This window comes from Brachybacterium sp. J144 (genome assembly GCF_036321705.1).
GTDB lineage: Bacteria > Actinomycetota > Actinomycetes > Actinomycetales > Dermabacteraceae > Brachybacterium.
In genome coordinates, this window is sequence record NZ_JAZDCG010000031.1 from 257497 (window position 1) to 271642 (window position 14146).

The 14146-nt window shown below is 72.7% G+C and carries 14 protein-coding genes; 10 read left to right on the forward strand and 4 right to left on the reverse strand.

All coding sequences use genetic code 11. The annotated features are described in order from the left end of the window. Window positions 1-7: 7 nt before the first annotated feature. Window positions 8-190 carry a hypothetical protein gene (locus tag V1260_RS12730; protein ID WP_329747192.1) on the reverse strand — a complete coding sequence of 61 codons (183 nt, stop codon included), beginning with the start codon at window positions 188-190 and terminating at the stop codon, window positions 8-10. 428 nt (window positions 191-618) lie between these two features. Here V1260_RS12730 and groES point away from each other — a divergent pair, with 428 nt between their 5' ends. The 6 genes from groES (at window position 619) to V1260_RS12760 (ending at window position 6540) form a co-directional block, all read left to right on the forward strand. After that, window positions 619-915 carry a co-chaperone GroES gene (gene groES / locus V1260_RS12735; RefSeq protein ID WP_329747193.1) on the forward strand — a complete coding sequence of 99 codons (297 nt, stop codon included), beginning with the start codon at window positions 619-621 and terminating at the stop codon, window positions 913-915. A 14-nt stretch (window positions 916-929) separates the two neighbouring features. Further along, window positions 930-2516 carry a chaperonin GroEL gene (groL, locus tag V1260_RS12740; RefSeq protein WP_329747194.1) on the forward strand — a complete coding sequence of 529 codons (1587 nt, stop codon included), beginning with the start codon at window positions 930-932 and terminating at the stop codon, window positions 2514-2516. Window positions 2517-2754: 238 nt separating this feature from the next. Then, entirely contained in the window at window positions 2755-3453 is a 699-nt protein-coding gene (locus tag V1260_RS12745) for a hypothetical protein (RefSeq protein WP_329747195.1), read from the forward strand. Continuing rightward, entirely contained in the window at window positions 3441-4442 is a 1002-nt protein-coding gene (locus tag V1260_RS12750; RefSeq protein WP_329747196.1) for a pseudouridine synthase, read from the forward strand. The genes V1260_RS12745 and V1260_RS12750 overlap by 13 nt, the downstream gene beginning before the upstream one ends. Next, on the forward strand, window positions 4439-5227 hold the full coding sequence (locus tag V1260_RS12755) for a hypothetical protein (RefSeq protein WP_329747197.1): 789 nt from the start codon (window positions 4439-4441) through the stop codon (window positions 5225-5227). Before V1260_RS12750 ends, V1260_RS12755 begins: the two co-directional genes overlap by 4 nt. 35 nt (window positions 5228-5262) lie before the next feature. Beyond that, a complete protein-coding gene (locus V1260_RS12760) occupies window positions 5263-6540 on the forward strand; it encodes a threonine/serine ThrE exporter family protein (protein WP_329747198.1) in 1278 nt (425 codons plus the stop codon). 40 nt (window positions 6541-6580) lie between these two features. On the opposite strand, the gene V1260_RS12765 is transcribed toward V1260_RS12760, so the two are convergent. Continuing rightward, window positions 6581-8227 carry an inorganic phosphate transporter gene (locus V1260_RS12765; protein WP_329747199.1) on the reverse strand — a complete coding sequence of 549 codons (1647 nt, stop codon included), beginning with the start codon at window positions 8225-8227 and terminating at the stop codon, window positions 6581-6583. A gap of 271 nt (window positions 8228-8498) precedes the next feature. On the opposite strand from V1260_RS12765, the gene guaB reads away from it, so the two are divergent. The 3 genes from guaB to V1260_RS12780 all read left to right on the forward strand — a co-directional run bounded on the left by guaB (window position 8499) and on the right by V1260_RS12780 (window position 12025). Next, entirely contained in the window at window positions 8499-9998 is a 1500-nt protein-coding gene (gene guaB / locus V1260_RS12770) for an IMP dehydrogenase (protein WP_329747200.1), read from the forward strand. Between the two features lie 166 nt (window positions 9999-10164). Beyond that, window positions 10165-10875, forward strand: a complete 711-nt coding sequence (locus tag V1260_RS12775; protein WP_329747201.1) for an exonuclease domain-containing protein — start codon at window positions 10165-10167, stop codon at window positions 10873-10875. Between the two features lie 40 nt (window positions 10876-10915). Continuing rightward, entirely contained in the window at window positions 10916-12025 is a 1110-nt protein-coding gene (locus tag V1260_RS12780; RefSeq protein WP_329747202.1) for a GuaB3 family IMP dehydrogenase-related protein, read from the forward strand. Between the two features lie 40 nt (window positions 12026-12065). Here the strand turns inward: V1260_RS12780 and V1260_RS12785 are convergent, their stop codons facing one another. Next, window positions 12066-12635, reverse strand: coding sequence for a hypothetical protein (locus tag V1260_RS12785; protein ID WP_329747203.1), 570 nt, complete (start codon window positions 12633-12635; stop codon window positions 12066-12068). A 179-nt stretch (window positions 12636-12814) separates the two neighbouring features. Between V1260_RS12785 and V1260_RS12790 the strand changes: the two genes are divergently transcribed. Then, window positions 12815-13390, forward strand: a complete 576-nt coding sequence (locus V1260_RS12790) for a hypothetical protein (RefSeq protein ID WP_329747204.1) — start codon at window positions 12815-12817, stop codon at window positions 13388-13390. Here V1260_RS12790 and V1260_RS12795 read toward each other — a convergent pair. Next, the gene (locus tag V1260_RS12795) at window positions 13312-14136 is read right to left on the reverse strand and encodes a pyrimidine reductase family protein (RefSeq protein WP_329747205.1); all 825 of its coding nucleotides are present in this window, start codon (window positions 14134-14136) and stop codon (window positions 13312-13314) included. The genes V1260_RS12790 and V1260_RS12795 overlap by 79 nt on opposite strands. Window positions 14137-14146: the final 10 nt, after the last annotated feature.

Genomic DNA, 14146 nt, shown 5'->3' on the forward strand with positions numbered 1-14146 from the left:
GGGCGCCTCAGCGGTTCATGCCCAGGGAGGTCACGCCCTGGTTCGAATGCGCCTTGGTGAGCGCGGCGAAGTTGCCGCCGACCCGACGGCCCGGGACCAGATCGGGGCGCTCGACGTCCTGCCCCTGCATGCGGTCGGCGCCGCGGGAGAAGCGGTGGAGGGAGTCGCGGAGGGAGCGGAGCAGAATCATGATCGGCAGATCCTTCGAGTCGGAGCGGGGTGATCGGCCGGGCCCTGGATCGCAGGTGCGCCGGCAGGTTCTCTGCGTCCGTTCTACCGCGCCGGGGACCGGCGGTCACGGGACCGAGGTCACCCGGTTGCCAGGTTCACAAAAAGTGTGTGACCTGGGGCTCTCCGGAGCGGCCGCGGGCGACGGTGGGGCGAGGCGAGGACCCGGCGTCGGGGGCGACGGCGACGGGTCAGGACCAGGGGTTAGCACTCGTCTTGCGTGAGTGCCAGCTCGGTCCTAGAGTGGTCGCCGTTGGCAGTCGACGGCCGAGAGTGCCAGAGGCTGCCAGTCAGGGAACGCCCCGTTCGGCACCGCGACGACGACCGGGATCCGCGCTCCCTGGTTCCCCGAACTCATCAGAGTCAACTCTTCATGAAGGAGTGAGCCGCATGTCGGTCTCCATCAAGCCCCTCGAGGATCGCGTCGTCGTCAAGCCGCTCGAGGCCGAGCAGACCACCGCCTCCGGCCTGGTCATCCCGGACACCGCGAAGGAGAAGCCCCAGGAGGGCGAGGTCGTCGCCGTCGGCGCCGGTCGTTTCGACGACAAGGGCGACCGCATCCCGATGGATGTGAAGGTCGGCGACAAGGTCGTCTTCTCCAAGTACGGCGGCACCGAGCTCAAGTACGGCAACGAGGAGTACCTCGTCCTCGGCGCTCGCGACATCCTCGCGATCATCGAGAACTGAGCGAGAGCATCCCTATGGCCAAGGAGATTCTGTACAACGAAGACGCGCGTCGCGCCCTCGAGCGCGGCGTGGACAAGCTCGCCAACACCGTCAAGGTGACGCTCGGCCCCAAGGGCCGCAACGTCGTCCTCGACAAGAAGTGGGGCGCCCCCACCATCACCAACGACGGCGTGACCATCGCTCGCGAGATCGAGCTCGAGGATCCGTACGAGAACCTCGGCGCGCAGCTCGCGAAGGAGGTGTCCACCAAGACCAACGACGTCGCCGGTGACGGCACCACCACCGCGACCGTCCTCGCCCAGGCGCTGGTTCACGAGGGCCTGCGCAACGTCGCCTCCGGCGCCGCTCCCTCCGCCCTCAAGCGCGGCATCGAGAAGGCCGTCGAGGCGGTGTCCGAGAAGCTCGGCGAGCTGGCCACCCCGGTGGACGGCAAGGCGCAGATCGCGAACGTCGCCGCGGTGTCCTCCCAGGACCGCGAGATCGGCGAGCTGCTCGCCGAGGCGTTCGACAAGGTCGGCAAGGACGGCGTGATCACCGTCGAGGAGTCCTCCACCACCGCGATGGAGCTGGACTTCACCGAGGGCATGCAGTTCGACAAGGGCTTCATCTCGCCTCACTTCGTCACCGACGCGGACCGCCAGGAGGTCGTGCTCGAGGACGCCCAGGTGCTGCTGCACCAGGGCAAGATCTCGGCCGTGGCCGACATCCTGCCGCTGCTGGAGAAGGTCGTCGAGGGCGGCAAGCCGCTCTTCGTGATCGCCGAGGACGTCGACGGCGAGGCCCTGTCCACGCTGGTCGTCAACAAGATCCGCGGCGCCTTCAAGGGCGCGGCCGTCAAGGCCCCGGCCTTCGGCGACCGCCGCAAGGCCATGCTGCAGGACATCGCGGTGCTCACCGGCGCCCAGGTCGTCACCTCCGACCTCGGCCTCGACCTCAAGACCGTCGGCACCGAGGTGCTCGGCCACGCCGGTCGCGTGGTCGTCACCAAGGACTCGACCACCATCGTGGGCGGGGCTGGCGACGAGCAGGCCGTGGCCGACCGTGTCGCGCAGATCCGCGCCGAGATCGCGAACACCGATTCCGACTGGGATCGCGAGAAGCTCCAGGAGCGCCTCGCGAAGCTGGCCGGCGGCGTGTCCGTCATCAAGGTCGGCGCGCACACCGAGGTGGAGCTCAAGGAGAAGAAGATGCGCATCGAGGACGCGGTCTCCGCGACCCGCGCTGCCATCGAGGAGGGCATCGTGGCCGGTGGCGGCTCCGCCATCGTCCAGGCCTCCGCCGTTCTCTCCGAGGATCTCGGCCTCACCGGTGACGAGGCCGTCGGCGCCCGCGCCGTCGCCGTCGCCGTGGTCGAGCCGCTCCGCTGGATCGCTGAGAACGCGGGCCTCGAGGGCTACGTCGTCGTCGAGAAGGTCAAGGAGGCCGAGGCCGGGCACGGTCTCGACGCCGCGACCGGCGAGTACGTCGACCTCGTGGCCGCCGGCATCATCGATCCGGTCAAGGTCACCCGGTCCGCGCTGCGCAACGCCGCCTCGATCGCCGGTCTGGTGCTCACCACCGAGACCCTCGTGATCGAGAAGAAGGACGAGGACGAGTCCTGATGCTCCTCTGATCCTCGCGTGATCATCGCGGGACAGACCGCCGACGGGCGGGCCATCCGGGAGACCGGGAGGCCCGCCCGTCGTCGTGTCCGGAGACGACGGGGACGACGGAGACAGGACACATCCGGCCGCGAGCGGGAGGCCGGGGATGTCCGGGGGCTGCCGGTGGTGCTCGCGAGGGGGCGGCTCGGCCTAGGATGACGCTGTCCCACCGGATCGAGCCGCCTCAGGAGGAGTGGTGACCAGCAGCACGGACGCCACTCCGCTCCCGGACGACGACCGCCCCACCCGCACCTTCGGGCCGCCCGCCCCGGTGGTGCTCGGCACCCTCGGGGTCGCGCTGGTGTTCGTGATCGTGCTCGAGTTCCTCGTGATCATCAGTTTCGTGGGTCAGCGGCTGTGGACCGTCCCCGCGCTGCGCGAGTCCTTCCTCTTCCAGCTGCCGCTGCTCCTGTGGGCCCTGGTGGTGATCGCCTCCGTGGTGGGGGTGCTGCGCGTTCTGACCGCCTGGCTCCAGGTGGACTCCGACGGCTTCACGCTCCGCGGCCTCGCCCGCCGCACGCGCAGCGCCCGCTGGGACGAGGTGGGCGGTGTGCTGGCCGTGCGCGCCATCGAGCGGGGGGCGGGTTCCGATGAGGGGCTCGACCTCTCGGAGACCGCCTATGACGGGGTGTACCTGCTGGACGCCGAGGGCCACCGCCTCGTCGCCGTCTCCAACCGGTTCTTCGGGCCGCGCGCACAGGAGGCGTGCCTGCGCCACGCCGCGGCGGCCGGGGTGCGCATCGACCGGATCGACGCCATCAGTCCCGCGGAGCTGCGCCGGCAGGCCCCGTGGGCGCTCGGCGTCGTCGACCGTCATCCCACCCTGGTGGCGCTGTGCCTCGCCGTCTTCTACATCGGCCACAACGTCCTGACCTTCGCCGTGTGGGGGCTGTGAGCGGCAGCGCCGCCGCGGCAGGGGGCCGCGGCCCCGCCGAGCGCCCGGGCCGGGCCGCGAGGCGCACCGCACGGCGTCGGCCGGCGCCCCTGCCGCAGCGGCACGGGCTCGACCCCGTCGGCTGGGCCCTCCCCCCGGAAGCCATCACCGGCCCCGCGCTCGAGGCGTTGCTGGCCCGCTTCCCCGCACTCGCCGACCCCGAGGCGACGCCGCTGCGGGACCGCTTCGCCGCCGGGGAGATCGTCGACGCCGACGGGCGGGCGCTCGCGGCGGACACCCCCGTCGGCCCCGGTGACCGGCTGTGGTTCCATCGCGAGCTGCGGGCCGAGGAGGTGCCCGAGGTCGCGCTCGACATCCTCCATGCCGACGAGCACCTGCTCGTCCTCGACAAGCCCCACGGCATGGCGACCATGCCCCGCGGTGCCCATGTGCTCGGGAGCGCCCTCGTGCGGCTGCGACGGGAGACGGGTGTCGCGACCCTCGTGCCGCTGCACCGCCTCGACCGGCGCACCGCCGGGGTGCTCGCCTTCGGGATCGTGCCCGCCGAGCGCTCCGTCTACCAGCAGCTGTTCGCGCGCGGCGAGGTCGACAAGGAGTACCTCGCCCGCGTCGACCCGGGACCCGGCGTGACGATCCCGCGGGAGCCGGGGGAGCGGGCCGAGCTCCGCGACCGACTCGTCAAGCCCCGCGGCGAGCTGACGACGCGGCGCGAGGCAGGGGAGCCCAACGCCCTCACCGAGCTCGAGGTGCTGACGGCCGACGCCGACTCCTCGCTGCTGCTGCGCCTCCGCCCCCGCACCGGCCGCACGCACCAGCTGCGCGCCCAGCTCTCGCTCCGCGGCGCCCCGATCCGCGGCGACGACCTCTACCCCTCGCCCCGCCCCGAGCCCGCCGAGCCGCTTCAGCTGCTGGCCCGCGAGCTGGCGTTCACCGATCCCGTCACCGGGGCGGCGCGCCGCGTCCGCAGCCGACGTACGCTGACCTCGTGACCAGCCCCTCCGCCCCCGTCGACGCCGCGCCGCCCGTCCCGCGGCGCACCCGCGGCGGGGCGGTGCTCGTGGGGCCGTCGATCCGCTCCCGCTACCTGCCGCTCGCGCTGTGGGGGCTGCCGCTCCTCGCCGCCGTGCTCTCACCCTTCGGCGGCGTCGCGATCCAGCAGCTGCGCCGGAGCCGGCTCGCCGCCGGGCACGACGGCGTGCTCGAGGCGGCCCTCGACTCCGCGGTGGTGCAGCTGCTGCTGGGCGGCCTGCTGCTCTGGGCGCTGTTCGCACTGTGGGCTCTCGTGCCGGTGCTGCTCACGCGCCGCCTCGTGCTGCTCGACGAGGCGGCGGGCACGCTCGTGCTGCGACGGGGGCTGCGCACGTCCGGCCGCGCCGCCCTCGCGGACGTCGTGCACGCCGTGGGGGAGCCCGAGCGGGGCAGCCTCGCGGTGATCGGCGTGCGGTCCGGCGGGGGTGTCGCGCGCGGCGGGGGCGACGGCGACGTGACGGACTGGATCATCCCCGAGATCGGCTGGGACGAGGCGTCGTTCGACGGGCTGCGCGCCCTGCAGGCCGCGGCCGGGCTGCGGCCCGCGCCGCCGCGCCGGGAGCTGCTCGCCGCCCGTCGGCAGGACCGCCGCGCCCGCGCGCACCAGGAGCTCGCGGAGCGGCTCGGTATGCCGTGGCGCCCCGAGTACACGCACGACGAGGCGGCCTTCCAGGCCGAGTTCGACCGGGTGCGGCGCGTGCTCGGCGGCAAGGAGGAGCCGCGGGAGGGGGACCCGACGCCGTGACGGAGGAGGAGGGGCGCCCGCCGCGGCGCGAGCCCGTGCCCACCACGACCAGCCCGATCGGGATGCCCGACTCGCTCACGGTGCGCTCCGAGGCGGCAGCCGCCGTCGGCGCCGAGCTGCTCTCCGCCGGAATGGCGTCCTACCGGGTGCGCTGGGCGATGAGCCGCACGGCACGGGCACTCGGCCTCGACTCGTTCACCGCGATCGTCACCTACACCGACATCACGGCGACCGCGACGCTCCACGGCCGCTACCGCACCCGGCTCACCCAGCCCCGCCACGTGGGCGTCGACGTCGACCGCCTCCACCGCACCCAGCGCTTCGTCGAGGCGCTCCCCGACGACGGCACCACCGCCGCCGAGGTGCACGCGGCACTCGACGCCCTCCGCGCCCGCGGCCCCCTGCACGGCCGAGTCACGAACGCGCTCGCCGCCGGCTTCGCCTGCGCCGCATTCGCCGTCCTGAACCAGGCCGGCCCCCTCGAGGCCGTGGCCGCCGGGATCGCCGCGACCGTGGGCCAGGCGGCGCGCCGCACCGCCCAGCTGCGCGCCTGGAACCACCTGCTGACCACCGTGATCGGCGCCGTCGTCGCCGCCTGCTGCTACCTGCTGGCCGTCGGCGGGGCGGGCGCCGCGGGCTGGGCGACGGGAGACCTCATGGGCGGCTATCTCGCCGCCGTGCTCTTCCTCGTGCCCGGCTTCCCGATGATCACCGGTCTGCTGGACCTCGTGCGCGCCGACTACTCCGCCGGGCTGCAGCGCCTCACCTACGCGGCGCTGATCATCCTCGCCGCCGCCTCCGCCGCGTGGACCGTGAGCCTCGCCGTGGGCGTCGAGCCGGTCGTCGCGGAACCGCTCGGCCTCTCCCCTCCCGTGCTGCTCGCCGTGCGCGCCGCGGCGACCTTCGTGGGCGTGCTCGGCTTCGCCCTGATCTTCAACTCGCCGTGGCTGATCGCGCTCGCCGCCGCGGCGGTGTCGCTGCTCGCGAACTCCGGCCGCTTCCTGCTCGCCGAAGCCGGAGTGCCGATCCAGGTGGCGACCCTCGCGGCGACCGTGCTGGTGGGCCTGCTCGCTTACGCCGTCGCCCGCACCCGCCACGTGCCGCGCACCGCGATCTCGGTGCCGGCCGTCGTGATCATGGTCCCCGGCTACGCGATGTACTCCGCGTTCACCCTCGTCAACGCGGGCCAGGCCGCGGCGGCCGCGACGCTCACCCTCGACGCGCTGCAGACGATCATCGGCGCCGCCTTCGGTCTCGCGCTCGCCCACCTCGCGACGTCCCCGGCCTGGCGGAGGGTCGAGCAGCCGCGGTGAGCGGGTACCGCGGCGCTCCGGGTGGACGCCGCCCCAGGGGTCAGAAGATCGCGCGCAGCACCAGCACCACGACCGCGCCGATCCCCGCCGCGGCCGGCAGGGTGATGATCCAGGCGAGCGCGATGGGGCGCATGAGCCTCCAGTTCGCGGCATGGTTCACGACGCCGACCCCGAGCACCGCGCCGATGAGGATGTGCGTCGAGGAGACCGGCAGGCCCAGCACCGAGGCGAGCAGCACGATCGTCGCCGCCGCGAGCTCGGCCGCGAAGCCGGAGGAGGGGTGCATGGCCGTCAGGCCCGACCCGACGGTGTGGATCACCTTCCGGCCCACGAACCACAGACCCGACACGAGGGCGATGCCGAAGGCGACGAGCGCCGCCGTGGGCACCGCCGCCTCCGAGGAGATGGCCCCGGTGCGCAGCACGTCCAGGACGGCCACGAACGGCCCGATCGCGTTGGCGATGTCGTTGGCGCCGTGCGAGAAGGCGAAGGCGCAGGCGGTGAACACCTGCATCCAGCTGAACATGATGAAGGTCGCGCGGGAGATCGTCTGCTTCTTCAGCGCGCGGGCGAAGATCGTCGTCGCCATCCACACGCCGAGCGCGATCATCGCCAGCGCGAGGAGGCCGCCGGCCAGCGGGATCTGCAGCCCCAGGTTGTTCAGGCCCTTGAACACGAGCATCGCGGAGAGCAGCATGGCCGCGGCGGCCGCCAGCGGCGGGACCCGCTTCTCGAGGGCGTGGTAGGCGGCGCGGCGCTCCACCTTGCGGGCGGCCTTGCGCTCCTTCTTGGACAGGGACGCGGCGCTCTCGACGAGCTCCGCGCCGGGGCCGCCCGGGGTGAGGTCGAGCGCCGCGGACTCCGCGAAGGCCGACTGCTGCAGCTCGGTCATCCGCTCGGTGACGGGCATGTGGTGCTGCTCGCCGTCCTCGGACTCGTCGTTCTCGTCGTCGTCCTCGTCGTCCTCCGCGTCGTCGTAGCCGCGGGAGCCGAGCGCGATCGCGCGGGCGGCGGGCGCGAGGATCTGGCGCTTGATCGCCCCGAAGAGGAGGAAGGAGGCGATGCCACCCAGCAGCGGGGAGAGCACCCAGGAGACGGCGATCTTCCCGATCTCTCCCCACTGCACCATCGCGAGGCCGCCGGTGCCGGTGACCAGACCGGTGGTGACCGCCGCGCCGACGATGCCGCCGATGATCGCGTGGGTGGTGGAGACCGGCCAGCCCATCCTGGTGGCCAGCAGCAGCCACACCGCCGCGCCCAGCAGGGCCGACATCATGATCAGCGCGAAGCCCAGCGGGTCGACGGTCAGGCCGTCGAGGTCCACGATCCCGCTGCGGACGGTCTCGGTCACGGAGCCGCCGGCGATCACCGCGCCGGAGACCTCGAAGACCGCCGCGACCACGAGCGCCTGCTTCATCGTCAGCGTGCCCGCGCCCACGCTCGTGCCGAAGGAGTTCGCCACGTCGTTGCCGCCGATGTTGAACGCCATGAACAGCCCGAAGGCGATCGCGAGGATCAGGAGGAAGGCGTTGACGTCGCGCCCGGCATGGAGGAAGGACCAGATCGTGAAGGCCACGACGGTCGCGACGGTCATCAGACCGGCGCCGAGATGCCAGGTGCGATCGGGGCCCAGCAGGCCCGTGGCGACGGGCGTCTCGGCGGAGGTCTGCGAGTGGATGCCTGGCATCTGCGTGTCCCGTGGGTGAGGAGGATCGGGGGCCGCGGCCACTCTAGGCCCAAGATGGCGGAGGAGTTAACAGGAGGGGGACGACGGATGAACGACAGCCCCGGCGTCGCGGCCCGCGCGCCGACGTGATCCTCGGCTCGTTCCGTCCGCGGCGTGCATGGATATCGCGGCCCGTCAGGGCGTCCAGGCAGGTCAGGCGGGATCCGGAGCGGGCGGGAGGACGTGGCGAGCGACACTGCACCCCCTCGCCGTGCGCGGCTACCATCGGTGCATGACGAGCGCGGATCCCTTCGGTTTCATCGGACTCACCTACGACGACGTGCTGCTGCTGCCGGGGGAGACCGACGTGATCCCCTCCGAGGCGGACACCTCCAGCCGGCTCACCAAGGAGATCACCCTGCGGATCCCGCTGGCATCCGCCGCGATGGACACCGTGACCGAGTCCCGCATGGCGATCGCCATGGCCCGCCACGGCGGCATCGGCATCCTCCACCGCAATCTCTCGATCGAGGACCAGGCCCACCAGGTCGACCTGGTCAAGCGCACCCAGACCGGTCGCATCACGAACCCGGTCACCATCGGCCTGGACGCGACCCTCGAGGACTTCGACGCCGTCTGCGGTCAGTACCGCGTCTCCGGCCTGCCGGTGGTCGACGAGGACAAGCGCCTCCTCGGCATCTGCACCAACCGCGACCTGCGCTTCATCCCCGTCGCCGAGTGGGCCACCACCCGCGTGGGCGAGGTGATGACCACCGAGGTGTTCACCGCCCCCAGCGACGTCTCCCACGAGGAGGCGACCGCCCTGCTGCGCCGGAACAAGCGCGAGCGCCTCCCCCTGATCGACGCCGACGGGAAGCTCACCGGGCTGATCACCGTGAAGGACTTCGTGAAGTCCGAGCAGTTCCCCGACGCCTCCAAGGACGCCCAGGGCCGCCTGCTCGTCGGCGCGGGCGTCGGCTTCTTCGGCGACTCGCTCGAGCGCGCGGGGGCCCTGCTCGATGCCGGCGTCGACGTGCTCGTCGTCGACACCGCCAACGGCCACGCCCGCCTGGCGCTCGAGATGATCGCCCGCATCAAGGCAGATCCGGCCTTCGCGGGCGTGCAGGTGATCGGCGGCAACGTCGCCACCCGCGCGGGCGCGCAGGCGCTCGTCGACGCGGGCGCCGACGCGGTCAAGGTGGGCGTGGGACCCGGCTCGATCTGCACCACCCGCGTGGTCGCCGGCGTCGGCGTCCCCCAGATCACCGCGATCCATGAGGCCTCCAAGGCCACCAAGCCCGCGGGCGTCCCGCTGATCGGCGACGGCGGCCTGCAGTACTCGGGCGACATCGCCAAGGCCCTCGTGGCCGGCGCCGACACGGTCATGCTCGGCTCCCTCCTGGCCGGCACCGAGGAGTCCCCGGGCGAGGTCGTCCTCGTCGGCGGCAAGCAGTTCAAGGCCTACCGCGGCATGGGCTCGCTCGGTGCGATGGCCTCGCGCGGCAAGAAGTCCTTCTCCAAGGACCGCTACTTCCAGGCCGACGTCTCCAGCGACGACAAGATCGTTCCCGAGGGCATCGAGGGCCGGGTCGCCTACAAGGGGCAGCTCGGATCGGTCGTGCACCAGCTCGTCGGCGGCCTGCACCAGTCGATGTTCTACGTCGGCGCGCAGAACGTCAGCGAGCTCAAGGAGCGCGGGCAGTTCGTGCGCATCACCCCGGCCGGGCTCAAGGAGTCCCATCCCCACGACATGGCCGCGATCATGGAGGCCCCGAACTACTCGGCGCGCTGAGCCGGGGCGGCCTCGTCGCCGCCGTGCTCGAACCCGATCAGCCACAGCACCTCGAAGCGGTCGCGGACCTGGCCGCCGGAGGGCGATCATCCCTCCCCAGGACCGTGCCGTCCACCGCCGCGACCGCGGGGCGTCGCCCGTGGGGGCGTGCCCCTAGGGTGGGGGCATGAGCACCCCCTCCTGGCTGGACCGCCCGCTGCTCGGTTTCGACACCGAGACCACCGGCACCGACGTCGCCGCGGATCGCATCGTGACCGTGGCGCTCGTGCACTCGGTGGGACCGGGTCGCGCGCACGAGACGGTCGCGACCTGGCTGATCGACCCCGGCATGGACATCCCCGAGCCGGCGCAGCGGGTGCACGGCATCTCCACGGCCCACGCCCGGGAGCACGGCATGGAGCCGTCCGCGGCCCTCGCCGAGGTCGCCGAGATGCTCGCCGACGCGCTCCGGAAGGACGTGCCGATCGTCGCCTTCAACGGCAGCTTCGACCTGCAGATCCTGGAGAACGAACTGCGCCGCCTGGGCCTCCCCACCCTCGCCGAGCGGCTCCGCCACGACATCGCCCCCGTCGTCGACCCGCTCGTGATCGACCGGGCCCTGGACCGCTGGCGCAAGGGCAAGCGCCGCCTCGTGGACCTGATCGAGCTCTACGGGGTGCAGCAGGACGGCGCGCTGCACACGGCGGACGTCGACGTCTCCGCGACCCTCGACGTGCTGCGCGCGCTCGCCGCGAAGTTCCCCGAGATCGCCCGGGCGGACCTCGCCGAGCTGCACCAGAAGCAGATCTCCTGGCACCGCGAGAGCGCCGAGAGCTTCAACCGCTACCTGCAGAAGCAGGGGAAGACCCCGGACGCGAAGGAGACCTGGCCGCTGTGAGCGTCCCGGATCGGCACGCGCCGATAGACTGCCCCGCGTGATGAACGAGATCGAGATCGGCCGCAACAAGCGGGGACGCCGCAGCTACAGCTTCGACGACGTGGCGGTGGTGCCCTCCCGGCGCACGCGCGACCCCGAGGACGTCTCGACGTCCTGGCAGGTGGACGCCTACCACTTCGACATCCCGATCTTCGCCGCGCCGATGGACTCCCTCATGTCGCCCGATACGGCGATCGCGCTCGGCCGTCACGGCGGGCTGGGCGTGCTCGACCTAGAGGGCCTGTGGACCCGCTACGAAGACCCGACGGCCCAGTTCGATCGCATCGCCGCCGCCTCCGACGAAGACGTCGTCGCCGTCATGCGCGAGGCCTACTCCGCCCCGGTGCAGGCCGAGCTGATCCGCGACCGCATCCGCCAGCTGCGCGACGCGGGCGTGACCGCCGCAGGGTCCCTCTCCCCGCAGCGCACGCAGGAGCACTGGAAGACGGTCGTCGACGCCGGTGTGGATCTCTTCTTCATCCGCGGCACTACGGTCTCCGCGGAGCACGTCTCCACCGGTCGGGAGCCGCTGAACCTCAAGCGTTTCATCTACGAGCTCGACGTGCCCGTCATCGTCGGCGGCTGCGCGACCTACACCGCGGCCCTGCACCTCATGCGCACCGGCGCCGCGGGCGTGCTCGTCGGCTTCGGCGGCGGCGCCTCGCAGACCACCCAGGAGACCCTCGGCATCACCGTCCCGCTCGCGAGCGCGGTGGCGGACGTCGCGGCGGCGCGCCGCGACTACATGGACGAGTCCGGCGGCCGCTACGTGCACGTCATCGCCGACGGCGGCCTGGGCCGCTCCGGCGATCTCGTCAAGGCGATCGCCTGCGGGGCCGACGGCCTCATGGTCGGCGCGGCCCTCGCCCGCGCCGAGGAGGCGCCCGGCCGCGGCCACCACTGGGGCAGCGAGGCACACCACCCCACCCTCACCCGCGGCCACCGCGTGCAGGTCGGCACCGCCGGATCGCTCGAGCAGATCCTCTTCGGCCCGTCGATCGCGGCCGACGGCACGACCAACCTGGTCGGAGCCCTGCGCCACGCGATGGCGACGACGGGCTACACGGACCTCAAGGAGTTCCAGCGCATCGAGGTCGTCACCACCGCCTGAGAATCTCCGAGCCGTCCCCGGTGCCGGGGGGAGGGGTCGCTCAGGCGGAGCGGATCAGGGCGACGATCCCCCAGATCAGCATCACCAGCGCGATGAACCCCAGCACCACCGGGAGCACGATGCCGACCCCGACGGAGAGGAGCAGCCCGCCCATCCCCGCTCCCCACAGCGCGACAGCCTCACCGCCGGTGCAGGTCACGTTGACCTCCTGATCACCGGAGACGGTCACCGTGTACAGGTCGTAATAGGGCACGCCGTCGACCGATCCCAACGACGTGTCCGACGGCTCGGCGCGATCGACCGAGATGTCCTCGCCCTCGATCTCGCAGGTCGTCGTGTCGAGGTCCTCCTGCGGCACGGCGATCGTGTACATCGACCAGGTCGAGGCCTCGAAGCTGTCCCCGGCAGGATCCAGCGGAGTCATCTCGGTATTGGCGGAGTAGAGCACCACGCCGCTGAGGAGCGCCGCGACGATCGGCATCACGACCAGTCCGACGGCATTGGCGACCAGCCCGAGCGCGCCGAACACCGTGCGCTTCACCCCTCGGCGTCGACGTGGCGGGAGCTGGGAGTAGTCAGGAGTCAGGCCGTAGACGGGCGGATAGGACATCGGGTCCCCTTCCGGTCGTGTGGATGCGGAGCTCAGGATAACCAGCGGCCCGACGGGGCGGCGGGGCGGTGGGGCGGTGGCGCGTTGTCGTGCGGCGACGGTGCCTGGCACACTGACTCTGGTCCGGTCCGGTCCGCCGAGAGGCGGCGGGACGTCAGCGGGAGACAGGGGGAGCGGCGATGGAACCATTCGTCGTCCTGATGCTGGTGGTGTTCGGGGTCATCGCCGCCGTGGTCAAGATGGTGAGCACGGGGGACAGCAGCCCCGGCGGTGATTCCCGGAAGGATCGGGGAAGGCCCCGCACGACGGTCACCCGGACCACGACCGTCCAGCGCACCCGGCGGGTCGTGACGAGATCATCGACCGCCGACGCGGCGACGGCGGACAGATCGACGGCTCCGCGCGGTTCCGCGGCGTCCCACGACCGGGCCCGCGCCGCCGCTCTCGCCGCTGTGGCCTCGGTGCTCGCCGCTGCCGCGGCGCGCCCGGCGGCGGCGGCGCGCTCCGCCTCCAACCTGCGTTCCGCTGCGGGAGCGCGCTCCGTGCCGGAGTCGGGCGATTCCGAGGAGTTCCCGCCGGAGGCTCCCCGCACCGAGCCCGCGGCCTTCGAGCGCAACGCCAGCTCGGTGTACACCCCGTCCGCGTCGTCCTACAGCGTCTACACGCCCACCTCCGTCTACGAGAGCGGCGCGTCGATCCTGGACGAGGCCGAGTCCTCGGACGCGCTCGAGTCCTCGGACGCGCTCGAGCGCTGAGGGTCGCCGGCCTCCCGCGTGTAGCGCAGCAGCAGCTCGTCGCCGCCGCGGAGGATCCCGGCGAGCCGCATCGCGGTCGGCGCGGACTCCGGGGAACGGGCGATCAGGCCCACGCCCCCGGCCTCGAGCGTCGGGGCGAGGGTGAGGCACAGCTCGTCGACCGCGCCCGCGGCGAGGAAGGTGCCGAACAGGGTTGGCCCGCCCTCGGCGTGGATCCTTCCGAGGCCGCGGTCGGCGAGCACGGCGCGGGCCGCCGTCGGATCGACCACGGAGGTCCCGGCGTCGACCACCTCGGCCACCTCCGCGATACGCTCCCTCGCCCGCCGCGGCGCCTCCTCGACGGTGAGCACGAGGGGGCGCACCGGGGCCTCGACGAAGAGCGGGGAGGACGGGTCGAGGTCGAGCCGCCCCGAGACGAGGGCGAGGACCGGCTGCTCCGCGAGGCCGTGCGCGCGGCGCCAGGACGCGGCGTCGACGGAGAGCCGCATCGCCCCGTAGCCCTCCGCGCGCACCGTGCCGGCCCCGACCAGGATCACGTCGGCCCACCACCGCATCAGATCGAAGACCCGACGGTCCGCGGCGCCGCCGAGGCCGCCGGAGAGCCCCTCCCGGGTCACGGCCCCGTCGAGGCTCTCGACGAAGTTCATCCGCAGCCAGGGGACCTGCGGCGGCGCGTAGGCCGCGAGGATCTGCTCCTCGCGGAGATCCTCGGCGGCCTGCGGCCACAGCGCGTCGATCCGGGTCACGGCGGGCTCC

Excerpts from the sequence above, each read along its gene's own strand:
- V1260_RS12730 (WP_329747192.1), bottom strand. The coding sequence starts at position 190 with ATGATTCTGCTCCGCTCCCTCCGCGACTCCCTCCACCGCTTCTCCCGC.
- groES (WP_329747193.1), top strand. The coding sequence starts at position 619 with ATGTCGGTCTCCATCAAGCCCCTCGAGGATCGCGTCGTCGTCAAGCCG.
- groL (WP_329747194.1), top strand. The coding sequence starts at position 930 with ATGGCCAAGGAGATTCTGTACAACGAAGACGCGCGTCGCGCCCTCGAG.
- V1260_RS12765 (WP_329747199.1), bottom strand. The coding sequence starts at position 8,227 with ATGCCAGGCATCCACTCGCAGACCTCCGCCGAGACGCCCGTCGCCACG.
- guaB (WP_329747200.1), top strand. The coding sequence starts at position 8,499 with ATGACGAGCGCGGATCCCTTCGGTTTCATCGGACTCACCTACGACGAC.
- V1260_RS12775 (WP_329747201.1), top strand. The coding sequence starts at position 10,165 with ATGAGCACCCCCTCCTGGCTGGACCGCCCGCTGCTCGGTTTCGACACC.
- V1260_RS12780 (WP_329747202.1), top strand. The coding sequence starts at position 10,916 with ATGAACGAGATCGAGATCGGCCGCAACAAGCGGGGACGCCGCAGCTAC.
- V1260_RS12785 (WP_329747203.1), bottom strand. The coding sequence starts at position 12,635 with ATGTCCTATCCGCCCGTCTACGGCCTGACTCCTGACTACTCCCAGCTC.
- V1260_RS12790 (WP_329747204.1), top strand. The coding sequence starts at position 12,815 with ATGGAACCATTCGTCGTCCTGATGCTGGTGGTGTTCGGGGTCATCGCC.